Annotated in this window: 16 protein-coding genes; 10 read left to right on the forward strand and 6 right to left on the reverse strand. The window is 62.6% G+C overall.

Translation table 11 applies throughout. The features are described from left to right. Position 1: 1 nt before the first annotated feature. Positions 2–11,017 carry a non-ribosomal peptide synthetase gene (locus GIW48_RS05615; RefSeq protein ID WP_236461461.1) on the reverse strand — a complete coding sequence of 3,672 codons (11,016 nt, stop codon included), beginning with the start codon at positions 11,015–11,017 and terminating at the stop codon, positions 2–4. Between the two features lie 209 nt (positions 11,018–11,226). Between GIW48_RS05615 and GIW48_RS05620 the strand changes: the two genes are divergently transcribed. Both GIW48_RS05620 and GIW48_RS05625 read left to right on the forward strand, forming a co-directional pair. Next, positions 11,227–11,490, forward strand: a complete 264-nt coding sequence (locus GIW48_RS05620; protein ID WP_017139593.1) for a type II toxin-antitoxin system HicA family toxin — start codon at positions 11,227–11,229, stop codon at positions 11,488–11,490. Then, positions 11,475–11,840, forward strand: a complete 366-nt coding sequence (locus GIW48_RS05625) for a type II toxin-antitoxin system HicB family antitoxin (RefSeq protein WP_236461464.1) — start codon at positions 11,475–11,477, stop codon at positions 11,838–11,840. Before GIW48_RS05620 ends, GIW48_RS05625 begins: the two co-directional genes overlap by 16 nt. On the opposite strand, the gene GIW48_RS05630 is transcribed toward GIW48_RS05625, so the two are convergent. Further along, on the reverse strand, positions 11,807–13,012 hold the full coding sequence (locus GIW48_RS05630; protein WP_236461467.1) for an MFS transporter: 1,206 nt from the start codon (positions 13,010–13,012) through the stop codon (positions 11,807–11,809). The two genes, GIW48_RS05625 and GIW48_RS05630, sit on opposite strands and share 34 nt — an antisense overlap. 141 nt (positions 13,013–13,153) lie before the next feature. Here GIW48_RS05630 and GIW48_RS05635 point away from each other — a divergent pair, with 141 nt between their 5' ends. After that, positions 13,154–13,747, forward strand: a complete 594-nt coding sequence (locus GIW48_RS05635) for a TetR/AcrR family transcriptional regulator (protein ID WP_176991092.1) — start codon at positions 13,154–13,156, stop codon at positions 13,745–13,747. Here the strand turns inward: GIW48_RS05635 and GIW48_RS05640 are convergent. The 3 genes from GIW48_RS05640 to GIW48_RS05650 all read right to left on the reverse strand — a co-directional run bounded on the left by GIW48_RS05640 (position 13,731) and on the right by GIW48_RS05650 (position 16,763). Next, entirely contained in the window at positions 13,731–15,086 is a 1,356-nt protein-coding gene (locus GIW48_RS05640; RefSeq protein ID WP_017139597.1) for an MATE family efflux transporter, read from the reverse strand. The two genes, GIW48_RS05635 and GIW48_RS05640, sit on opposite strands and share 17 nt — an antisense overlap. A 25-nt stretch (positions 15,087–15,111) precedes the next feature. Then, on the reverse strand, positions 15,112–15,684 hold the full coding sequence (locus GIW48_RS05645; protein ID WP_169986371.1) for a DUF2239 family protein: 573 nt from the start codon (positions 15,682–15,684) through the stop codon (positions 15,112–15,114). 248 nt (positions 15,685–15,932) lie between these two features. Next, positions 15,933–16,763, reverse strand: coding sequence for an IclR family transcriptional regulator (locus tag GIW48_RS05650; RefSeq protein WP_017139599.1), 831 nt, complete (start codon positions 16,761–16,763; stop codon positions 15,933–15,935). Positions 16,764–17,005: 242 nt separating this feature from the next. Between GIW48_RS05650 and GIW48_RS05655 the strand changes: the two genes are divergently transcribed. Genes GIW48_RS05655 through GIW48_RS05685 form a run of 7 tightly spaced genes read left to right on the forward strand, consistent with a single transcriptional unit; the run spans position 17,006 to position 23,443 of the window. Next, positions 17,006–18,034 carry an ABC transporter ATP-binding protein gene (locus tag GIW48_RS05655; protein WP_236461470.1) on the forward strand — a complete coding sequence of 343 codons (1,029 nt, stop codon included), beginning with the start codon at positions 17,006–17,008 and terminating at the stop codon, positions 18,032–18,034. After that, positions 18,031–18,876: an ABC transporter permease gene (locus GIW48_RS05660; RefSeq protein WP_017139601.1), complete on the forward strand. Its 846-nt coding sequence runs from the start codon at positions 18,031–18,033 to the stop codon at positions 18,874–18,876. Before GIW48_RS05655 ends, GIW48_RS05660 begins: the two co-directional genes overlap by 4 nt. A 4-nt stretch (positions 18,877–18,880) precedes the next feature. Beyond that, positions 18,881–19,675, forward strand: a complete 795-nt coding sequence (locus GIW48_RS05665; protein ID WP_099549278.1) for an ABC transporter permease — start codon at positions 18,881–18,883, stop codon at positions 19,673–19,675. Next, positions 19,675–19,965, forward strand: coding sequence for a (2Fe-2S)-binding protein (locus tag GIW48_RS05670; RefSeq protein WP_017139603.1), 291 nt, complete (start codon positions 19,675–19,677; stop codon positions 19,963–19,965). The genes GIW48_RS05665 and GIW48_RS05670 overlap by 1 nt, the downstream gene beginning before the upstream one ends. After that, positions 19,962–21,305, forward strand: a complete 1,344-nt coding sequence (locus GIW48_RS05675) for an FAD/NAD(P)-dependent oxidoreductase (protein WP_236461473.1) — start codon at positions 19,962–19,964, stop codon at positions 21,303–21,305. The genes GIW48_RS05670 and GIW48_RS05675 overlap by 4 nt, the downstream gene beginning before the upstream one ends. Then, on the forward strand, positions 21,302–22,399 hold the full coding sequence (locus GIW48_RS05680; RefSeq protein WP_170039698.1) for an NAD(P)/FAD-dependent oxidoreductase: 1,098 nt from the start codon (positions 21,302–21,304) through the stop codon (positions 22,397–22,399). Before GIW48_RS05675 ends, GIW48_RS05680 begins: the two co-directional genes overlap by 4 nt. A gap of 12 nt (positions 22,400–22,411) precedes the next feature. Then, the gene (locus GIW48_RS05685) at positions 22,412–23,443 is read left to right on the forward strand and encodes an ABC transporter substrate-binding protein (protein WP_017139606.1); all 1,032 of its coding nucleotides are present in this window, start codon (positions 22,412–22,414) and stop codon (positions 23,441–23,443) included. A 39-nt stretch (positions 23,444–23,482) separates the two neighbouring features. Here the strand turns inward: GIW48_RS05685 and GIW48_RS05690 are convergent, their stop codons facing one another. Next, the gene (locus tag GIW48_RS05690; RefSeq protein WP_169986377.1) at positions 23,483–23,839 is read right to left on the reverse strand and encodes a hypothetical protein; all 357 of its coding nucleotides are present in this window, start codon (positions 23,837–23,839) and stop codon (positions 23,483–23,485) included. Positions 23,840–24,035: the final 196 nt, after the last annotated feature.

The following is a 24,035-nucleotide window of genomic DNA, read 5'->3' on the forward strand; positions in this document are numbered from 1 at the left end:
TTCAAATCGCCTCTAGTTCGCTCAAAAAGTCACGAAGATCATCAAAGTCTTCCGCGCTGCCGGCGCGGAAGGTGGCAGCGGCCTGGGCATAGGCGCGCAACGTTTCGGTCTGGAACACTTCCACCAGCGGCACTTCCAGCCCCAGTTCGGCCTGCACCCGCGAGGTGATCTGGATTGCCAGCAAGGAGTGGCCGCCCACTTCGAAGAAGTTGTCGTCCAGGCCCACGCGAGGCAAGTGCAGAATCTCGGCCCAGATCGCGGCGATTTGCTGCTCCAGCTCGGTTTGCGGGGCGACGTAGTGCTGCTGCATCAGGCTCGCATCCGGCTCGGGCAGGCCCTTGCGGTCGAGTTTGCCGTTGGGGGTCAATGGCATTTGGTCCAGGAACATGAAGTGCGTCGGCACCATGTAATCCGGTAGCCGGGTTTTCAGGGCCCGGCGCAGGCTGTCGCGGAACGCGGTGTGGTCGAGCTGCACGGTGGCAGGCACTACATAGGCGACCAATTGCTTACCGGCCTGGCCTTCCTGGGCCACGACGACGGTTTCGCCGACGCTGTCCTGCTCGCGCAGGCGTGCTTCGATCTCGCCCAACTCAATACGGAAACCACGAATTTTCACCTGATGGTCGACACGCCCGAGGTAATCCACCACGCCGTCCGCACGGCCACGGGTCAGGTCGCCGCTGCGGTAAACGCGGCTGCCAGGCTTGCCGAACGGGTCCGGCACAAAACGCTCGGCGGTGAGTGCCGGGCGCTCCAGATAACCACGGGCCACGCCTTCGCCGCCGAGGTACAGCTCACCAGCCACGCCGATGGGTTGTAGGTTGAGTTGTGAGTCCAGCACGTAGCCGCTGCGGTTGCCCAACAGTGTGCCGATCGGCGCGTAGACGGCGCCGCAGGGATCGCCTCGGCGGGCTTTCCACAGCAATGGCGTGACCACGGTTTCGGTCGGGCCGTAGCCGTTGAACAGGTATGTTGGTTTCAGTGCGCGCCACGCCAGGTCGTAACTGGCCTGCGCCACCGCATCACCGCCGAAGCAGTACACGCGCACATTGGGCGGGTTGCCATCGCGCTCGGCATGCTCGGCCAATTGTTGCAGGTACACCGGCGGGAACACGGCCATGGTCACGTTGTGACGGTGCATTTGCGCGTAGGTGTATTCCGGCAGCCACAGGCTGTCGTCGCGGATCAGTACGCTGGCGCCGTTGATCAGCGGGTGCATCCAGCCTTCGTGGGAGCCGTCGAAGGCAAAGGACATGAAATGCAATTCGCAGTCGGCGGGGCCGGTTTCGTAGCGTTCGCCCGTGGCGATGATGTGCGCCACCAACGGGCCGTGGGAAACGGCCACGCCCTTGGGCATGCCCGTGGAGCCGGAGGTGTAGATCACGTAGGCGAGGTTGTCGCCGTCCAGATCGACCTGCGGTGCGGTATCGCTATAGCCGGCCCAGTCTTCGGTGCGGTCAATGGCCAGGGTTTCCAGACCCTCGGCAAGCGGCAATTGCGGCAAGGCGCTGGTGTGGCTCAGCAGCAATTTCGCACGGCTGTCTTGCATCATGTACAGCAAGCGGTCACGCGGGTATTCGATGTCCAGCGGCACATACACGCCGCCAGCCTTCATCACTGCGAGGAACGCCACCATGATTTCCGCACTGCGCGGCATGGCAATCGCCACCCGCACTTCCGGGCCGACGCCACGGGCGATCAGCGCATGGGCCAGGCGGTTGGCCTGGCGGTCCAGCTCGCCATAAGTCAGGGTTTGCGCCTCGAACTTGACCGCCACCGCATCCGGGTTTTCCCGGGCGCGATCGGCGAACAGTTCGTGTACCAGGCGCTCGGCCGGGAAACCGGCGTCGGCCTGGTTCCACAGCTGCAGGATGTGCTGTTGCTCATCCTGGCTGAGCAGGTTCAACTGGCTGATGGGCTGCTGCTGGTCGGCAACCATCGCCTGCAACAGGTTGTGCCAGTGACGGGCCATGCGTTCAATGGTCGAGGCTTCGAACAGGTCGGTCGCATAGCTCAGGGACGCACTCAACTGGTCACGGGACTCCTCGATGTCCAGGGTAAGGTCGAAATGCGCAGCCGTTTCATCCCAGCTCACCGGGCTCATGTCCAACTGCGCCAGGCGCTGTAAATGCTCGCTGGCCTGACTGATGTGATGGTTGAACGCCACTTGGAACAACGGGCTCAAACTCAGGCTGCGCTCAGGTTGCAGGGCCTCGACCAGTTGCTCGAACGGCAGGTCCTGATGGGCCTGGGCTTCCAGCGCGCGCTGTTTGACCTGCTGCAGCAACTGGGCAACGGTGGTTTGCGCGTCGATCTCGGCCTTGAGCACCTGGGTGTTGACGAAGAAGCCGATCAGCCGTTCGGTTTCTACGCGGTTGCGGTTGGCGATTGGCACGCCGACACGGATGCCCCGCTGGCCGCTGTAGCGATGCAACAGCGCGTGGTAGGAGGCCAGCAACAGCATGAACAGCGTCACACCTTCGCGCTGGGCCAACGACTTGAGGCCATCGAGCAACGGGGTCGGCAGCGCCATATACAAACGCGCGCCGTGATGGGACGGTACCGCAGGGCGCTGGTGATCAAAAGGCAACTCCAGCACCGGTTGCTCGCCGCCGAGCAGTTCACGCCAGTAGTCGAGCTGGCGCGCCTTTTCACCGGCTTCCATCCAATCGCGCTGCCATTTTGCGTAGTCGGCGTATTGGATCGGCATCGCCGGCAATTGCAGGGCCTGGTCTTGGCTGTAGGCCGTATACAACTGCACCAGTTCGTCGACCATCACTTGCATCGACCAGCCGTCGGAGATGATGTGATGTTGCACCAGGACCAGCACATGCTCGTCTTCAGCCAGGCGCAAGAGGCTCACACGCATCAGCGGCCCCTGGCGCAGATCGAACGGTTGCGCCACCAGCGCTTGCACCCTGGATTTGAGCTGCGCTTGGTCGGTGAGCGCGAATGCGAGTTCGATCCGCGCCTGTGGGCTGACCACTTGCACCGTGCGGTCGGTTTCTTGCTGAAAATGCGTGCGCAGGCTGTCGTGACGCGCCACCACGGTATCGAAGGCACGTTGCAGGGCGCAGCGGTCCAGCGGACCTTTCAAGCGCAGCGCACTCGGCACGTGATAGGCCGAACTGTGCGGGTCCAGTTGCCAGAGGAACCACTGCCGTTCCTGGGCGTAGGACAGCAACAATGGCTGATCGCTGTCCGCCGCCACCATCGCCGGCGCCGAAGCGCTGACCGCGGCCAGAGTGTTGACCCCAGCCAGAGTGTTAACAAAGTCGCCCAGCACGGGCTGCTCAAACAGCGTGCGCAGTGCAACTTCGAGCCCCAGGCCATGGCGCAAGCGGGACACCACTTGCGTGGCGAGCAACGAATGCCCGCCCATCTCGAAGAAGTGATCGTTGAGCCCTACCCGTACGGCGCCCAGCACCTGGGCCCAGATGGCCGCGACACGTTGCTGGGTCTCGGTGACCGGTGCAACCCAATCGACCAGAGCTTGGCTGGTATCCGGCTTGGGCAGCGCGGCACGGTCGAGCTTGCCGTTGGGGCTCAGCGGCAGGCGCTCCAGCACCAGCAGATGCGCCGGCACCATGTAGTCCGGCAGCTCTTGGCGCAACGCGGCCTTGAGCTGCGTGCGCAACTGGGCCTGCTCGGTGTCGGACAATGACTGGCTGGCCACGATATAGCCGACCAACTGGTTGTCCGCCGCGATCACCAGCGCCTCGCGCACACTGGCCTGGGCCAGCAGGCGCGCTTCGATTTCACCCAACTCGATACGGAAACCTCGCACCTTGACCTGATGGTCGATTCGCCCCACGTACTCGATCATCCCATCGGCGCGATAGCGCGCCAGGTCACCGGTGCGGTACAAACGGCCGACGCCGTCAGCACAGAAAGGATCGGGAATGAAGCGGTGGGCCGTCAGGTCCGCACGCTTGAAATAACCCCGCGCCAGCAGCGGCCCGCCGATCACCAACTCGCCGGCGACACCTACCGGCACCGGGTTGAGGTTGGCATCCAGCAGGTAAATGGCACGGCCATCCAGCACGCGGCCAATCGGCATCATCGACGGCAAGGCTTCACGGCCCTCGACATACGCGGCGCAGTCCAGGGCAGTGGCGGTCACGGTGGCTTCGGTAGGCCCGTAGGTATTGAGCAGCCGCACATGCTGCAAGCCTGCTGCGCGCCAGGCATTCAGCCCTTCAGGCGGCATGGCTTCGCCGCCAATGTGCAGTTGGCGCAGGCGCCCGTAATCACGTGGGCCTAGGTCTGCAAAGTCGCGCACCAGAGACAGCCAATAGGCCGTGGTCAGGTCGACCACGGAAATATCGTGTTCAATCAGTTGCTGGTAGAAGGTGTCGCTGTCCCACAGTTCGCCACCGCGTACCACCACCGCCGCACCGCAGCACAGCGCCGGGTAGAGCTGCTCGACAAAACCGTCGAAGTTGAAGGTGCCAAATTGCAGCACGCGGTCATGGGCCTGCAGCGCAAACAGTTCGGTGAATACTTCCACATGCCGGGCCAGGGACGCCAGGTCGATGCCCACGCCTTTTGGCCTGCCGGTCGAGCCGGAAGTGAACATCACGTAGGCCAGGTTGGCCGGCTGCGCCCTCGACACGGGGTTTTCAGCACTGTAATCGGCCAACCAGTCTGCGCCGGACTCCAGGCACACAAGCGTCAGGTTCGCGCTGATCGGCAGATGCGCCACCAACGGCTGCTGAGTCAGCAGTAATTGCAGACCGCTGTCCTCGATCATGCATTGCAGGCGTTCGGCCGGGTATTTCGGGTCCAGCGGCACATAAGCGCCACCGGACTTGAGCACCGCCAGCAAGCCAACGATCATTTCCAGGGAACGGTCCACCGCCACGCCCACCAGGGTGTCGGCGCTGACGCCCAACGCGATCAGACGATGGGCCAGGCGATTGGCGCGCAGGTTGAGGTCGGCGTAGGTCATACGCTGCTGGTCCAGGATCAGCGCGATGTTTTGCGGGTGCCGCGCGGCTTGTTGTTCGAAGCGCTGCAATACGCTTGCCTTGGCCGTTTGAGCAACACTGCGCGGGTTCCAGTCTTGCAGTACGCGGGTGTATTCAGGGTCCAACAGCAAGGGGATGGCGCCCACGGTTTGCTCCGGCGCCTGGATAAATTGCTGCAGCAAGCCCTGCAAGTAGGTGCCGATGTGCTGCACAGTGTCGGTGTCGAACTGCGCACGCAGGTATTCCAGGTGCAGGCTCAGGCGCTCGCCGCCGTGCACGGTCAGTGTCAACGGGTAGTTGGTGCGCTCCTGATGACTGACGCCACTGAAACGCAAACCGCCCTCGCCCGACTGTTCCAGCGTCTTGGCCACCGGGAAGTTTTCGAACACCACCAGCGTGTCGAATAATGCCTCACCGGCCGAACCGGCCCAGCGCTGGATATCAAACAGCGGCGTGTGTTCATGCTCGCGCATTTCCAGGTTCAGTGCCTGTACGCATCGCACCCAATCGCTGACGCTTTGCGCCGGGCTGGCGGCGGCAATCAGCGGCAAGGTGTTGATGAACAGGCCGACTTGCTGCTCGACATCCGCCAATTGCGCCGGGCGCCCGGAAACCGTCACCCCACAGGCGACGCTGGACTGGCCGGTGTAGCGTTGCAGCAGCAACAGCCACGCCGATTGCACCAGGGTATTGAGGGTCACTTGGTGTGCACGGGCGAAGACCGCCAGGCGCTGCGTCTGGATAGCATCCCACTCACAAAGCACTTCACCGTATTCACCCGCACTCTGCGCTGGGCTCTTGGCCACACTGCGCGCCAGGTGCGTCGGCTCGTCCAACTGCGCCAGGCGCTGGCGCCAAAAGGCCTCGCCCAACGCCGGATCCTGCTGCTGCAACCAGGCGATGTGCTGGGAAAACCCCGCGCCCACCGGCGCCAGTGCCTGGCCCTTGCAGGCCTGCAGCACTTCATTGAGCACCAGTGCGTTACTCCAGCCATCCATCAGGATGTGATGGCTGGTGTAGATCAAGTGCCAGCAGTCTTCAGCCGTACGTACCAACGCTACTCGCAGCAACGGCGGACGCGCCAGCTCGAAGCCCTCGCGATGGTGCTCGGCAGCCAGGCTGTCCAGGGCGGCGGGAAGTTCCTGACGCCCACGCCAGTCGAATTCGGTAAACGGCAAGCTGACCTGTCGATACACCACTTGCAGGGCCTGGCCCTGGTCGTCCTGCCAGACAAACCCGGTGCGCAACATGTCATGCCGTGCCAGCACTTGCGCCCAGGCGCGCTGGAAGACTGCCACGTCCAGGCCGTGCACATCGGCGCGCAGCTGGCTGACGTAAATATCATCCTCGCCCTGTTGGTAGAGGCTGTGAAACAGCATGCCCTGTTGCATCGGCGACAGCGGGTACAGGTCCTGCACGTCCCTTGCCGGCAGTGCCAACTCGTCGAGCTGGGGCTGGGTCAATTGCGCCAGGGTCACGTCGGCCGGTGTCAGGCCGCCCTGTTTAGGGTCGACGCAATGCGCGATCAGTGCCAGCAGTTCCTGCTGGTAATCATCCGCCAGCTGCTGGACAGTCGCGACCTCGAACATTTCACGGCTGAACCCCCACTGCAGGGCCAATTCACCGCCGTACACCTGCCCCTCCACCGTCAGCCAGTTAGCCAGCGGCGCCTCCGGGTCTTGAGCCTGCCCACTGCCCTGGGTGGCGGGAACGAACAGCGCCGACTCGTTGAACTGGCGGTCGAACTGCCCCAGGTAGTTGAACGTGATGCGTGGCGCGGCCAGGTTCGAGAGGGCTTGACGGGCGTCAGGCGTGCCGAGGTAGCGCAGCAGGCCGTAGCCAATGCCTTTGTGCGGCACGGCACGCAGTTGCTCCTTCACCGACTTGATCGCCGCCGACAGCTCGCCATCGGCTTGCAGGCGCACCGGGAACAGGCTGGTAAACCAGCCGACGGTACGGCTCAGGTCGAGCGTATCGAACAGGTCTTCACGGCCATGGCCTTCCAGCTGGATCAGCGCGGCAGGCTGCCCGCTCCAGCGACTGACCACGCGCGCCAGCGCGGTTAGCAGCAAGTCATTGACCTGGGTGCGGTAGGCCGCCGGGGCGTCTTGCAGCAGTTGACGGGTGTGTTCGGCGCTCAAGCGGATTTCGAGCTTGCTGCCCAGGCGATTCTGCAGGCCGCCCTGGGGGTTGTCGCAGGGCAGATCGGCGCTCGCGGTCTGGGCCTGCCAGTACGGCAGCTGGTTGCCCAGCGTCAGCGCATGGGCCTGCAACTGCTGCGCCCAGTCTTGGTAGGCACTGGTCTTGGCCGGCAGCGCAGCGTTGCGGTAAGCCTGCTGCAGGTCTTCGAGCAGGATGCGCCACGACACGCCATCGACCACCAGGTGATGCACCACCAGCAGCAGGCGCTGGGCGCCGTCTGCCATCGAGACCAGTACCGCGCGCAGCAGCGGACCCTGTTCAAGGTTGAGGCTGCCGTGTGCCTTGTCGCAAAGTGCGGCCAGCTCAGCCTCGTCAGCGACTTGGGCCTGCCACACTGAAGCACTTGCAACCGGCTCGGCGTGGGCCTGCTGCCAACCGTCTGCCTGGCGCACAAAACGCAGGCGCAGGGCGTCATGGTGGTTAATCAAACGGGTCAAGGCCGCGTCAATGCGCGCGGGCTCCAGGGCTTCACGCGGGGCCAACAGCAGCGACTGGTTCCAATGCTGGCGCGCCGGGATCACCTGCTCGAAAAAGCTGTGTTGCACGGGCGTGAGGATCACCTCGCCGCTGACTGGCCCCTGATCGATAACCGCCGCCTGTTCAAAGCTCGCCACCAGCGCCAGGCTGCGCACGCTCTGGTACTGGAACAGGTCACGCGGGCTGAGGCGAATCCCCGCCTGACGGGCGCGGCTGACCACTTGGATGGAGATAATCGAGTCGCCACCCAGCTCGAAGAAGTTGTCGTCCAGGCCGACTTGCGCGGCGCCGAGCACATCACTCCAGATTGCCGCCAGGGCTTTTTGCAGGGCGTTTTCAGGCGCGATAAAGGCTTGCTGCGGCGCAGCATCCGGCAACGGCAGCGCCTTGCGGTCGAGCTTGCCGTTGGCAGTGACCGGCAGTTTGGCCAGGGTGACGAAGTGCGTGGGCACCATGTATTCCGGCAGGCTGCTGAGCAACCAGGCCTTGAGGTCGCTCGGCGCTTCACCCTCGTTAACCAGGTAGGCAACCAGCTGTTTGCCGCCCTGCACCAGCACCACCGCTTCGCGCACCTGCGGGTGTTGCATCAGCCGGGTTTCGATTTCGCCCAGCTCGATACGCAAGCCGCGCAGCTTGACCTGATGGTCGAGGCGGCCGAGGTACTCGATCACGCCATCGGCACGCTGGCGCACGCGGTCGCCGGTGCGATAGAGGCGCTCTCCGTCAACAAAAGGGCTCGGCACAAAGCGTTCGGCGGTCAAGCCCGGGCGGCGGTGATAGCTGCGCGCCAGGCCGACGCCGCCCAGGTACAACTCGCCAGAGACACCGGCGGGCACCGGGTTGAGCTGGGCGTCGAGGACATAGGTGGCCAGGTTGGCAATCGGACGACCGATGGGCACGCTGTCGGCGCCTTCGTCGACGCATGTCCAGTGGGTGACGTCGATGGCGGCTTCGGTGGGGCCGTAGAGGTTGAACAAACCCGTCGCTGGCAGTTTGGCGAACACCTGCAACTGCGCGTCCAACGGCAAGGCTTCGCCGCTGCACACGATGCGTTTGAGGCTCGTACAAGCCTGCACGCACGCCTCATGGATAAACGCCTGGAGCATCGACGGCACGAAGTGCAAGGTGGTAATGGCGTGACGGCCGATGGTCTGGATCAGTCGCGCCGGCTCGCGATGTTCGCCAGGAGCGGCGACCACCAGCCGAGCGCCGGTCATCAATGGCCAGAAAAATTCCCACACCGACACATCAAAGCTGAACGGGGTTTTCTGCAAGACCGCATCGCTGGCGTCCAGGCCGTAAGCCTGCTGCATCCAGCACAAGCGGTTGACCAGCGCGCGATGGCTGTTGCCGGCGCCCTTGGGTTTGCCGGTGGAACCGGAGGTGTAAATCACGTAGGCCAAGTTGAGCGCCTGGATGGCCACGGCCGGTGATTCGCGGCTATAGCCGTCAAGCCAACCCGGCGCCTGGTCCAGAACGATCACTTGCACGCCATTAATCGGCAACGAAGCCTGCAGGCTCTGCTGGCTGAGCAACAGCTTGATGCCGCTGTCTTCGATCATGTAGGCGAGGCGTTCCTGGGGGTATTCGGGGTCCAACGGCACATAGGCACCGCCGGCCTTGAGGATCGCCAACAGGCCCACCACCATCTCGACCGAGCGCTCCACACAGATACCCACCAGCACGTCAGGGCCGACGCCCTGCTCGCGCAAGGCATGGGCCAACTGGTTGGCGCGGGCGTCGAGCTGGGCATAGCTCAACGTGGTCGCACCAAACACCAGCGCCGGAGCATCCGGGGTGCGCTGTACCTGCTCTTCAATGAGCCGATGCACTCCTTGCGCGGTCGGGTACGCCTGGGCCGTCTGGTTCCATGCCTGGACCAGCACCTGCTGCTCATCGGCGGCCAGCATCGGCAACTCACCGATGCGGTGTTCGTCGCCGGAAACCATGGCCTGCAGCAGGCTGATCCAGTGCTGGGCCATACGCGTAATAGAAGGCGCGTCAAACAGGTCGTTGGCGTAGGTCAACGCAGCCTGCAAGGTGCCGGACTTTTCATAGGTATCCAGGGTCAGGTCGAACTGGGTGGTACGGCCTTGCCACTCCACCAGCGCCAGTTCCAGGCCGGAGGCGGTGCTCACCGAGGCAATGTCCGCTACCACCGGCTGGTGGTTGTACATCACCTGAAACAGCGGCGTATGGCTCAGGCTGCGCTCGACCTTGAGGGCTTCCACCAGACGCTCGAACGGCAGCTCCTGATGGGCCTGGGCGCCGAGGGCGTGCTCCTTGATGCCCTGCAACAGTTCGGCGACACGGGTTTGCCCGGTTAACTCGGTACGCAGAACCTGAGTGTTGACGAAAAAACCGATCAGCCCTTCGACCTCACTGCGATTACGATTGGCGATCGGCACACCGACGCGGATATCGCCCTGCCCCGTGTAGCGATGCAACAACACGTTGAAAGCGCCCAGCAGCAACATGAACAGGGTGACGTTGTGCTTTTGCGCGCAACTACGCAACTGCGCGGCGAGGCCTGAATCGATGGCGAAATTATGCCGGGTGCCCTGGTAGCTGGGCATGGCCGGACGCGGGCGATCGGTGGGCAGTTCCAGCACCGGATGCTCATCACCCAGACGTGCCTGCCAGTATTCAAGCTGGCGTGCCTGCTCCCCCGCTTCCAGCCAACGGCGCTGCCACAGGGCGTAGTCGCTGTACTGGATCGGCAGCGCCGGCAATTGCGGCGTCTCGTGGCGTTCGTGGGCGTCGTAGCAGCGAATGAACTCGTCGATCAGCACATTCATCGACCAGCCATCGGAGACGATGTGGTGCAGGGTCAGCAGCAGCACATGCTCTTGCGCATCGAGCTTGAGCAATTGCACGCGCAGCAGTGGGCCGTTTTCCAGATCGAACGGCAGCAGTGATTGACGGGTCGCCGCCTGATTGACGGCCTGCTCGCGTTCGTCAAAGCCCAGCGCACTGAAGTCCAGAGGCTCGACGGCAACCGACGGCTCGATGGCAACTTGCAGCAAACGATCGTCGGCCTGGCGCCGGAACACCGTGCGCAGGGTTTCATGACGTGCCACCAGGCTTGCGAATGCCTGCTCCAGTGCGCGCAGGCTGAGGGCGCCTTTTAACCGCACCGCGCCGGGTAGGTTATAGGCACCACTGGCCGGGTCCAGTTGCCACAGAAACCACATGCGCTGCTGCGCGTAGGACAGCGCCTGGCGATCCTCCACGTCCACGCCCGCCGGAATCGGAAACCGGGAAAAATCCACGCCTTCTTTCTGCAGGGCTTGCAGGAATACCTGGCGCTTTTCCAGGGGCAACCCGATAAACCGGCGAGCAAGTTTCAAGGAGTCTTCAGCATTCATTTCTTGGAGTCCGGAACAATAGGCAGGAAGCACAAAGGCACGTCGTCCCTATAAAACGAACCGGACAAGGAAAAATTAGCGGGGCGTAAGCGGCGTGAAGCGCGGTGTCATCAAGGGTTACATCAATCTCAGCCAAGGCTCGCAAACTCAGGCTAGCATTGACGAACACCACTTTTTGCAACTACATTTAGTTACACGCAGGGAACGCCGTGTCCAAAAATGAAAAGCTGCTCGCCAAACTGCTCAATGAGCACATGGCTTTTACCTGGCCTGAGCTGGTAACGCTGCTGCACCAGCTCGGCTACAGACAGATTGAAGGGGCTGGAAGCCGCGTAAAATTCGATATCGGCAACCCCAGTGCAATGATCACCTTGCACAGGCCCCATCCCGGCAACGAACTGAAACACTACATTCGGCGCCAGATCATCGAACAATTGAAATCAGGAGAACTGATTCAGTGGACAACCAACTGAAACACCAAGGCTACATCGGCTCTATCGAAGCCAGCCTCGAAGACAACTGCCTGTTCGGCAAGGTGCTGTTCATCAAGGCACTGGTGAGCTACGAAGGCAAAACCGTCGCCGAACTGGACGCGGCGTTCCGTGAGGCCGTGGATGACTACCTCGTAACCTGCCAGGCGCTGGGGCAAACCCCGGAGAAACCTTGCAAGGGTTCATTCAACGTGCGAGTTGGGCATGACCTGCATTTGGCAGCGGCCCTGGCAGCGACGCGCAAGAAAGTGACGCTCAATGACCTGACGCGGCAGGCGCTGAATGAGTTTCTGCAACATCACTGCGTAGAACTACTCCCGGCGGTAGGCTGACGCCCCAACCGCCGATACCCAAACGCGGCTGAACCCAACACCACCGCCCCGGCCGCCAATGCCACCCAGAACCCGCTGGCAGCGCCAAAGTGGTCGATCATCCAACCGGAGCTGGCGGCACCAATGGCCACGCCGATGCTCAGGCCGGTGATCAGCCAGGTCATGCCTTCAGTCAGGCGGCTGGGCGGCACCACCTGCTCCACCAGGGCCATGGAGACGATCAACGTTGGGGCAAAGAACAGCCCGGAGATAAAAATCGCCGCCGCCAGACCGGGGATATTGGTCACCAGCAGTAGCGGTAATGTGGTCAACGCAGTGGCTACGCCGCAAAACAGAAACTGCCGAGGCAACGGCGCCTTGAGCTTGAGCATGCCAAAGGCCAAGCCCGCCAGGCACGAGCCGATGGCATACACCGACAGCACGATACTGGCCGCCGCCGGTTGGCCCTGGTGTTGGGCAAAGGCTACGCTGACCACGTCCACCACACCCACGATCACGCCCATGGCGAGCAGCAGGATCATCAGGATCAGTACCGACGGTGAAGCGATCAACCAGCGCCCGTGGTGGTCTTGCGGCGCATGCACCGGCGGTTCTGTCGCGCGCTGCAGCACAAACGTGGTGACGCCAACCGCCAACAGCACCGCTGCCACCAATGGACCCGCTTCTGGGAACAGCACCACGCACAGCCCCACCGAAATTGGCGGGCCAATAATAAAACACACCTCATCAAGCACTGATTCCAGGGCAAACGCGGTTTGCAGCCTGGGCTGGCCGCGGTACAGCTCGGTCCAGCGCGCCCGTACCATGGCCGACATGTTCGGCATGCAACCAGCCAGTGCGGCGAACACAAACAGCGTCCAGGCTGGCGCCTGCAAGCGTGTGCACAGCAACAGCAGCAACAACGCTCCGCCGCCGATCAGCGCCGCAACCGGCAGCACCCGACCCTGGCCATAGCGGTCCACCAGGCGGGACACCTGCGGCGCGCAGAATGCCGTCGCCAGGGCAAACACCGCCGCCACCGCGCCTGCCAGGCCATAACCGCCATGCACTTGCGAGAGCATGGTGATCAGGCCGATGCCGGTCATCGAAATCGGCATGCGCGCAAGCATGCCCGCCAGTACAAACGCCCGGCTGCCTGGGGCCTGGAATAACTCGGCGTAGGGATTTGCCATCCTGCTTAACCTCTTCCTCAACTCTTGAAACTTGCGATTTGCAGGTATCAAGGCAAAATACATACGGTGCGTATGTGACAAATCATGCGTAACATACGCAGCGTATGTCAATCACTCACTGAGATAACGCGAGCCTTACCCATGAGCCGAGTCCGTACCGAAATGATCGACGCCACCCGTGCCCGGCTGATCGCCAGCGCTCGCCAAGCCTTCGCTACCCAAGGCTACGCCAACACTTCGATGGATGATTTTACCGCGCGCGCCGGCCTCACCCGCGGTGCGTTGTACCATCACTTCGGCGACAAGAAAGGTTTATTGGCGGCGGTGGTCGCCGAGATCGACGCGGAGATGGACGCGCGCCTGCAAGGCATCAGCGACCAGGCGCAGGAGCCCTGGAGCGGCTTTTGTGAGCGCTGCCGCGCCTATTTGCGCATGGCCCAGGATGGCGAGATCCAACGCATCGTGTTGCAGGATGCGCCTGCCGTACTCGGTGATACCGGCTCCCAGCAACAATGCGTGGAATCCCTGCGCCAGTTGCTGGAGGCGATGATGCAGGCCGGTGTCATCGCGCGAGCCCCCAGCGTCGCGCTGGCTCAGTTGATCAATGGCAGCCTGGTCAACACGGCCCTGTGGATCGCCCGTGACGAACACCCACACGTGCGTCTGCAAGAAGGTTTGCAGGGCCTGGAGCTGTTACTGCAAGGCCTGAAGCAACCTGTCACACCAGCCGTTTGATCTGCTTGTGGCGCCACACCAAGCGGTAATAGGCGGTCTGCAACACCAGCATCGCCAGGTAGGTCACCGGAAACGCCATCCACACGCCTTCCAGGCCGAAGTGCGCGTTGAACAGATACGCCATTGGCAACTCGACACACAGCACACAGAAGATCGAAATCGCCACCGGCATCAACACCACGCCGCTGGCGCGCATGATCCCGCCGATCACCGCCTGGAACCCGAACACCAGGATGCTCCACAGCATGATATGCAGCAGGTGCTCGGCATTGAGCCGCGCCGCGTCGTCCGTGATGAACAAACCCAGCAACCAGTGGGACAACAAGTAACCCAACAGGATCAAGCCACCGGTGAGACACAGATTGATCACAAGCCCGGTGCGCAGGATCGGCCCGATACGCTCCAGACGCCCGGCACCAATCGCCTGGGCACCGAGGATCGAGGCCGTGATCGCAATCGACAGCGCCGGGAACTGCACATAGTTGACGATCTGCGTCACCGCGCCATAGGCCGCCGTAGCTTGTGAGCCGTGACCGTTGACCAGCGCCAGAATCACCAGCTCCGACAGCGACAACACCACCATCTGCAAGCCGGTTGGCAAGCCGATGCGCAGGACCTTGCCGAGGATCGCCCGGTCCAGGCGCAAGGCCGCGAGCAGTTCACGGTCCGGCGCCATCACATGGTTTTTATGCCGCAGGCGCAAAATCAGAAACAGCATGGCCGCCGCGTTGCCCACCAAGCCTGCATACACCGCACTCTGAATCCCCATGGGTGGCAAGCCGATCCAGCCACGGATCAGCGCCGGGGTCAGCAGCAGGCCGACCAGGGTCGAGACCATCAACGCCAGCAACGGCGAAACCGTATCGCTCACACCCCGTAACAGCTGGGTGTAGAGGATAAACACCAGCAGCAGCGGCATGATCAACATCATCATCTGGGCATAACCCACTGCGTCGTCGAGCACATCGATTGGCGTACCCAACGCCTGCAACGCCGGGCGCGCGAACAGGCTGCCCAGCACTGCCGCGATCAAGCCCACCAACGCGCCAAGTGTCAGGGTGGCGCCGGTAATCACCTTGACCATCGCAGTTTCCTGGGCGCCCCAGGCTTGCCCTATCAACACTGAAGCGCCCGCCCCCAGGCCGATCACCAACGCAATAAAGAAAAATACGATGGGGAACATCCCCGACACCGCCGCCAGCGCCTGGGTGCCGAGCATCTGCCCGACATAGATGCCGTTGAGGGTGCCGGAAAAGCTTTGCAGGAAGTTGGACAGCACCATGGGTGCCAAAAACATCAGGTAGATCTGCCACAACGGCCGCTTTGGGGTGACGTCCATGCTGGTTTGAATCCTTGAATTATTGTTATGCGGTAAAGGCATTGCGTGATAGCCAGGCCAGGTACGTCTGCACGTCTACCGGCCAATGCGCGATCTTATGGGAAAAGTCAGCACCATCATGGGCAAACAGCGCCCGTGACGCGTCTTCAAACCCTGGCAGGTCACCGCCGAGGGCGCTCATGAAACGATAGCTGGCTTCTTTGGCCTGGCGCATTTGATCGTGGGCTGCGTGAACATTGCGCGCTTCATCCACCAACCGGCGTAACGCCGCCGACGCGCCGCCACGTTGTTGGCCCAGCCATTCCCAGTGGCGCGGCAGCAGAGTGACTTCCCGCGCAACCACGCCCAGCTTGGGACGGCCGACCGAAGGCGTCGCGGGAGGGGCTTCATCGACTTGGGCCGGTGCCGCTTGGACAGGCGCATAATCCGCAGGCCACGGATAATCGACCTGGGTGCCGGTGGCATCGTCGAAGACCAGGAAACTGCCGGTGGGCAGGTCAAGGCCCGCCAGCGCTTCGGCCACCTGGGAATAGGCGCCGGCTGCCACGCGTTGGTGACGGACAAAGGCAGTGCAGACTGCTGTATTTTGAATAGGCATTGATTATTACCCGGGTGATATTTATTTTACCCGGATTATATTAACTGTATTTCAATAATCCGCAAGCCGATGCGGTAAAAACCGTCGGCGCGGCCACACACTTGTCGCGTTAGCTGCAACCTGAACCTGTGGGAGCTGGCTTGCCTGCGATTGCGATTTGGCAGCTTGCATCTTCGGCGACTGGTGTACCGCCATCGCAGGCAAGCCATCTCCCACAGAAAACCTGATCCTCATTGCGTTGAGATGAGCTAGCCACCAAAGGTCTGGGACGGCCGACGCAACGTCGGATCAAACGGGTTGATCCGTGGCCCGATCGCCGCCGCTTCGCGCTTGAGCAACTCCACCACCATCGGCAACCGGCTCGGCCCCAAGCGGTCACTGATGGTCGCCACACTCAGCGCCGCCACCGCGTGCCCGTCGCGATTCAGAATCGGCACCGCCAACCCGGCCATGCCTTCGAGCACGCCGGTGTTACGCGCCGCATAACCCAGACGCCGCACATTCTCGACCTCGGAGCGCAACAACACCTCGTCATACAGGTGAAAATCCTTGAGGCGTGGCAGGTTGTAGCGAATCACCGTCTCACGCTCCTCCTCCGGCAAGAACGCCAGAATCGCCAGGCTCCCCTGCCCCACGCCGAGCGCCACGCGCCCGCCGATATCGCCAGTGAAGGTGCGAATCGGATACGGCCCTTCGCTGCGGTCCAGGCAGATCGCATCAAAGCCGCTGCGCGCCAGCAAAAACAGCGAATCGCCCAATGAAGCACTCAGGCGCAACATGCTCGGGCGCACCAGATCGCGCAAATTACCAGTCTTACCCGCGTTGGCCGCCAGGGCGAAGAACTCCAGGCTCAGGCGATAGCGCTTACTGCGCGCATCCTGCTCAACCATGCCCTCCTCCATCAGGCTGCGTAGCAGCCGGTGCGTGGTGGGTTGCGACAGCCCGACTTGCTGCGCGAGCTGAGTCACGCGCTCACCGCCTTCGGGCACTTCGCCCAACGTGCGCAATAACGCAAACAGCCGAGAGACGCTCCCAGCGCCGACTTCCTTACCGTTTTCATTCCGCTCAGTGGAATTCATAACACTTAATCTCGGTATACATTCTGGTGAATGAATAAAATTGAAAATAATAGTCCGTTCAGTGAAATTCCATCTTCCGCCCATCCTAGTCTTCGTCCTAATCTGCGTCCACAGGGGCGAAATGAACAACAACGAGCAGCCGACGTGAGATCGAGCGCCAACGCACCCGCAACACTCTTTTCGCATCTGCCCAAAACAAAAAAGCGCGTTTCGACGCGTCTCAAAAAAGGTGGAACGCAGACATGGCTTTTCTCCAACTCAACGCCTTGAGCAAACGCTACGGCGCCGTCGACGCTGTGGTCGCCACCGACCTTGCGGTGGAAAAAGGCGAGTTCGTTTCCCTGCTCGGCCCTTCGGGCTGCGGCAAAACCACCACGCTGCAAATGATCGCCGGTTTTGTGGACGTGAGCGGCGGGCAGATCCTGCTCAACGGCCGCGACATCACCCACGCCAAACCCGCCAGCCGTGGCTTGGGCGTGGTATTCCAGAGCTATGCGTTGTTCCCGCACATGAGTGTGCGTGACAACGTGGCCTTCGGCCTGAAAATGCGCAAAGTGCCGGCCGCCGAAATCGCCAGCAAAGTCAAAACCGTGTTGGAACTGGTGCGCCTGGCCCCGCACGCCGAGCGCTACCCGCGTGAATTGTCCGGCGGCCAGCGCCAACGTGTGGCCCTGGCGCGTGCGCTGGTGATCGAGCCGCCCGTGCTGCTGCTCGATGAGCCACTGTCCAACCTCGATGCCAACCTGCGCGAAGAAATGCAGTTTGAAATCCGCCGCATCCAGTGCGCCGTGGGCATCACCACCTTGATGGTCACCCACGATCAGGCCGAAGCCCTGTCGATCAGCGACCGCGTGGTGGTGATGCAGGCCGGGCGCGTGACCCAAATCGACGCGCCCTACAAGCTCTACGAACACCCACGTACGCGGTTTATCTCGGACTTTGTCGGCAAGGCCAACCTGCTCGCCGGTGACTACGACGAATTCGGCACTGCGCAAGTGCGTCTTGTCGGCGGCAAAGGCGAACTGGTCCTGAGCCTGCGCCCGGAAAAAATCCAGCTGGTGGATGCCGGCGCAGGCCGCCTGCAGGGCAAGGTACTCGACAGTTATTTCTTCGGCAGCCAATGGCTCTACCGCATCCAAACGTCTCTGGGCGAAATTACCGTGGTACGCAGCAATGACGGCAGCGCGCCGCTCGGCTGCGGCGCGGCGGTGGGTCTGGACTGGCACGCCGAATTGCTGCGCGTGCTGGCGGCGGATGAGGTGCGCGCATGAGCCGCGGTTATCTGTTGTCGCTGCCGGCGCTGCTGCTGTTCAGCGGCCTGCTGATCCTGCCGCTGTTCATGACCCTGGTGCTGTCGTTCAACGTGTTCGACTACCAGGTGGGCGTGAAGGCTGGTGAGTGGACCTTTGCCCACTACCTGTCGCTGTTCAGCGATGCGTACTTCTACGAGATCTTCTGGCGCACCTTCTGGATCAGCGCCCTGGTGACCCTGCTGTGCGTGGTGATCGGCGTACCCGAAGCCTACATCCTCAGCCGTATGGGCACGCCGTGGCGCTCAATCTTTTTGATTTTGATCCTCACGCCGCTGCTGATTTCGGTGGTGGTGCGCGCCTTCGGCTGGAGCTTGTTGCTCGGCGCCGATGGGCTGGTCAACCAAGTCATCCAATTCCTCGGCGGGCGCCCGGTGAAGCTGCTGTACACGCCGTTCGCCGTGGTGATCGCCCTGGTGCACGTGATGCTGCCGTTCATGATCATCCCGGTATGGACCTCGCTGCAAAAGCTCGACCCGTCGGCGGAACAGGCGGCGTTGTCGCTGGGCGCAAGCCAGGCCACGGTGATGCGCAAGATCGTATTGCCGCAAGTGATGCCGGGCGTGCTGTCCGGCACCTTGATCGTGTTCGGCTTGGCCGCCAGTTCGTTTGCGATCCCCGGCCTGCTCGGCGGACGCCGCCTGAAAATGGTCGCCACCGTGGTGTACGACCAGTACCTCTCGGAACTCAACTGGCCCATGGGCGCGACCATTGCGGTGGTGCTGCTGTTGGTCAATTTGCTGATCATGCTGAGCTGGAACCGCATGGTCGAAGGCCGCTACAAAAAGTCCCTGGGGGTTTAAGCGCATGTCCAGAAACGGTCCTTTGGCCCTCGGTTTTCATGGTGTGGTGGTGCTGTTCATGATGGCGCCGCTGGTGGTGGTGTGCCTGGTGGCCTTCACCCCGGAAAACACCTTGAGCCTGCCCACCTCGGGCTTCTCGCTGCGCTGGTTTCGGGCGGTGTTCGAGCGTGCCGACTTTATCCAGGCGTTCTACAACAGCCTGATCCTGGCGTTTACCGCCGCCACCTTGGCCACGTTGATTGCAGTGCCCGCCGCCTTGGCGATCAGCCGTTATCAGTTCCCGGGGCGCAACTTTTTCAGCGCGTTGTTCCTCTCGCCCATCATCATTCCGCACCTGGTGCTGGGCGTGGCGATGCTGCGCCTGTTTGCGCTGATGGGCGTCAATGGCAGCTTCACCTGGCTGATGCTGGCGCACGTGGTGATCATCACCCCGTACGTGCTGCGCCTGGTGTTGGCGGCGGCCATCGGGATTGATCGCAGTGCCGAGCAAGCCGCCGAATCGCTGGGTGCCGGGCGCTTCACGCTGTTCCGTCAAATCACCTTACCGATGATTCTGCCGGGCGTGGCCGGCGGCTGGTTGCTGGCGTTCATCAACAGTTTCGATGAAGTAACGCTGTCTATTTTTGTCAGCTCGCCAGCCACGCAAACCCTGCCGGTGCGCATGTACGTGTACGCCACCGAGTCCATCGACCCGATGATGGCGGCGGTCTCGGCGCTGGTCATTGCACTCACCGCAGCCACCATGGTCCTGCTCGACCGGGTGTATGGCCTGGACCGCGTACTGGTGGGGAAACATTGATGGCCTTGTTCAAACGCTTGGCCGAAACCCGGCGCCCTGCCCTGGCCTTCACCCTCGACGGGCAACCGGCCACCGGTTTGCTGGGCGACACGTTGCTCACCGCCATATTGACCTGCGCCGAGCACCTGCGCGGCAGCGATTTCAGCGCCGAACGCCGCGCCGGTTTCTGCCTGATGGGCGCGTGCCAGGACTGCTGGGTGCGGCTGGAGGATGGGCGCCGTGTGCGGGCTTGCTCGACGCTGCTGCAAGAGGGCCAGGCGATCAGCCGCGATCCGGGGCGTCAGGCATGAAACCGATCGTGATTGTCGGCGCAGGCCCGGCGGGCATCAGCGCGGCGCGCACCTTACTCGACCATGGCGTCAAGCCTTGCCTGGTGGATGAAAGCCTGCGCGGCGGCGGGCAGATTTACCGGCGCCAACCGGCTAATTTTCAGCGCTCGGCCAAGCAACTGTATGGCTTTGAGGCGGGCAAGGCTACGGCCGTACACCGCACACTGGATGAGTTGGCGCCGCTGATCGACTACCGGCCCGAAACCCTGGTGTGGAATGCCGAGGACGGTCGCCTGGATATGTTGACTGACGGCTACGCCGAAAGCGTGGAGTACGCGCAGATTATCGTCGCCACCGGCGCCACCGACCGCATTCTGCCGGTGCCCGGCTGGACCTTGCCTGGTGTCTACAGCCTTGGCGCTGCGCAAATCGCGTTGAAATACCAGGGCTGCGCCATCGGAGAACGCGTGGCGTTGTGTGGCAGCGGGCCGTTGCTGTATCTGGTCGCGTACCAATACGCCAAGGCCGGGGCCAAGGTGGTGGCGGTGCTCGACAGCGCGCCGTTCAGTGCCCAGTGCCGTGCTTTGCCGGCGCTGCTGGGGCAACCGGCGACCCTGGCCAAAGGCATTTATTACCGTGCCTGGCTCACTGCCCATGGGGTTCCCGTGTATCAGGGCGCGACGCTCCAGCAAATCGACGGCGAGCAACGGGTGCGTGGCATCCGCTGGGATAAGCACGTAGTGGAATGCGATGCCGTGGCGTTCGCCCATGCGCTGCGCAGCGAGACGCAACTGGCGGATTTGCTCGGCTGTGAATTTGCCTGGAACAGCTTGAATCGCGCCTGGCTGCCACAGCGCGACAGTGCCGGGCGCAGCAGCGTCAGCAGCGTGTACCTGGCCGGTGACGGGGCCGGGATCATGGGCGCCGATGCCGCGCAGATGGCCGGTGAACGTGCGGCGTTGGCGGTCCTGGAAGATTCAGGCATTGCCATCGATCCGCTTCGCCCAACGCTGCTTGAGCAGCAACTGGCGGGTATCCAGCGCTTTCGCCGTGGGCTGGAAACCGCGTTCCCTTTCCCCGAGCAATGGGCTGCACAGGCGCCGGATGAGTTAATCCTGTGCCGCTGCGAAGAAGTCAGCGTCGGCGACGTACGCGCCGTCGTCGATGAAGGCCACTGGGAAATCAACCGGGTCAAAGCCCATTGCCGGGTCGGCATGGGCCGCTGCCAGGGCCGCATGTGTGGGCTGGCGGCAGCAGAGGTTGTGGCCGAACGCAGCGGTCGCGCCATACAAGACGTTGGCCGCCTGCGCGGTCAGGCGCCGATCAAGCCGCTGCCGTTTGGTGTGCAGGTGCAGCCATGATCGACGTGATCGTGTTGGGTGGCGGCATCGTCGGCGCCTCGGCGGCGTTGATGCTCGCGCAAAAAGGCCAGCGTGTGGCCTTGGTGGAGCGAGACTTTTGTGGCTCGCACTCCAGCGGCGTGAATTACGGCGGTGTGCGCCGCCAGGGCCGCCCCTTGCATCAACTGCCACTGTCACAACGCGCCCATGAACTGTGGGCCGACCTGCCGGGGTTGATCGGCATCGACGGCGAGTATGTGCGGTCCGGGCATTTGAAACTGGCGCGCAGCCATGCGGATTTCGCCGCGCTGCAAGCCTATGCCGAACAGACCCGTGGCTTTGGCCTGGGCTTGCAGTTGTTGGATTACACCGAACTGCGCGCTCGCTTCCCTTGGGTCGGGGATATCGCGGTGGGCGCCTCGCTGTGCCCTGAAGACGGGCATGCCAACCCGCGCCTGGTGTCGCCCGCTTTCGCCCGTGCGGCGCAGCGCCTTGGCGCGGCGGTGCACGAGCAGGCCGAAGTGACTCAGATCGAACATGACGGCCAGTGCTTCCAGGTGCGCTGCGCCAATGGCCTGCACCTGCACGCGCCGTGGTTGCTGAACTGCGCGGGCGCCTGGGCCGGTACGGTTGCCGCGCAATTTGGCGAGCCGGTGCCGATTACCTCGGCACACCCGGCGATGCTGGTGACCGAGCCGCTGCCAGTGGTGATGAACGTGAGCACCGGCGTTGAAGGCGGCGGGATTTATGCACGGCAGGTCACCCGTGGCAATTGCATCCTCGGCGGCGGCCGTGGTTTTGCCCTTGGCCCGCTGACGGCGCGCCCTGGGCAAGCGGCAGTTTTGGAGATTCTGCGCAATGCCGGCGAACTGTACCCGTTTCTCAAGGGTGCCCAGGCGATTCGTACCTGGAGCGGCACCGAAGGTTACTTACCCGATCATGAACCGGTGATCGGCCCCAGCAGCACCCAACCTGGCCTGCTCCACGGTTTCGGCTTTGCCGGCGCCGGGTTCCAGCTCGGCCCCGCCGTCGGTGAAGCCTTGGCAGAGATCGTCTGCACAGGCGCCAGCCGCCAACCCATCGAAGCGTTTTCCATTCGTCGTTTCCAAGCCTGAGAGGAAAAACCCATGAACCCACGTATCGCGCTGTCCTGCTTGCCCCTCGCCTTGCTCACCGCCACCGCCCATGCCGCGCCGACGCTGTACCTGGGCATGAACGGCGGCACCATGGAACGGGTGTACGCCGACAAGGTGCTGCCCGCGTTCGAGAAGGCCAATAACGTCAAGGTGGTGATTGTGCCCGGCACCTCGTCGGACATCCTCGCCAAGGTCCAGGCCAACAAAGACAACCCGCAGATGCACGTGATGTTCCTCGACGACGGCATCATGTACCGCGCCATTTCCATGGGCCTGTGCGACAAACTCACACCCAACCCGACCCTGGACCAGATCCCGGCCAAGGCCAAAATCAAGGATGAAGCGGTTGCCGTGACCCTGGGCGTCACGGGCCTGGGCTACAACGCCAAGATGTTCAAGGAAAAAGGCTGGGCCGCGCCCACCTCATGGATGGACCTGGCCGATCCGCGATTCAAGGACAAGGTGGTGTTCCAGTCCCTGGCCTCCTCCACCTTCGGCCTGCACGGCTTCTTGATGTTCAACCGCATCCAGGGCGGCTCCGAGACCAACGTGGAGCCGGGCTTCAAGGCCTGGCCAAAAACCATCGGCCCCAACGTGCTGGAGTACATCGCCAGTTCCGCGAAGATTTCCGAGATGGTACAGACCGACGAAGCGGCGATCTTCCCGCTCACCCCGACTCAAGTGACCACGCAGCAATTGCTCGGCATCCCGATGGAATACGCCCAGCCCAAGGAAGGCGCAGTGGTGCTCAACGTGGCCGAGTGTGTCATTGCGCGTAATGACCAGCCGGAACTGGCACAGAAACTTGCGGCCTTCTTGCTGACCGCCCAAGCCCAGGCGCCGGCGCTGGAAGAAGGTGACCAGATCCCGTCGAATCCGACTACGCCGACCACCGACAAAACCCGCGCGCGGGTGGAGGCCATGCAAGGTTACTTGCAGACAGCGATTTCGATTGATTGGGACCAGGTGAACCAGGCGCGGCCGGAGTGGAATGCGCGGTGGAGCCGCTCGATCGAGCGGTAGCGGGCAGGCCTGGTGTGCTCCCGCGTGACTGCGCGGGAGCTACGGGCAGCGAATGTTTGCCAGTTTCAGTCGCATGTCGTGATAGCGGTAAGTGTTTAGCAGAAGTATTCCCAGCAGTGGAAACACAACCCCCAACAGATAAGCCAGCGCGTGGGGCCGGTATTGAATGGTCGGTGTCACCACTATCAAGCAGAGGACAAAATAGCCCGTCTGCCATCCAGAGGACGCAACGCGCCCGCGTGCCAGCATCCAATGGCCAAGGCCAGATAAAATCATCAAGCCCAGCAACAGCGCAACGGTACATCCGGTTTGCATCGCCGGGCCAAGGCGGCGCAAATAGGTGGTGCTCGCCAGAAAGGTAGCGGCCCCGCCTGAAAGCAGGCTTACAACGACCATAAGCATAAATTCCGGCAGGAACCGGGCAACACGGTTTGCAGTTGACTCCCTCACGCGATAGCGCCCCCCGGCCAGACAAGGCCGCTTGTGCAAAAGCGTAGAGGGTAATCAGTAACTCCCAGCGAGTGATGTAGGACGCGTCTCATTTTTTAACGCGCAGAACTACCGCTCTAGCCGCGAAACACCGGCACAGCAC

Origin of the sequence: Pseudomonas sp. PA-6-3C, from assembly GCF_021605825.1 — a bacterium.
GTDB lineage: Bacteria > Pseudomonadota > Gammaproteobacteria > Pseudomonadales > Pseudomonadaceae > Aquipseudomonas > Aquipseudomonas edaphica.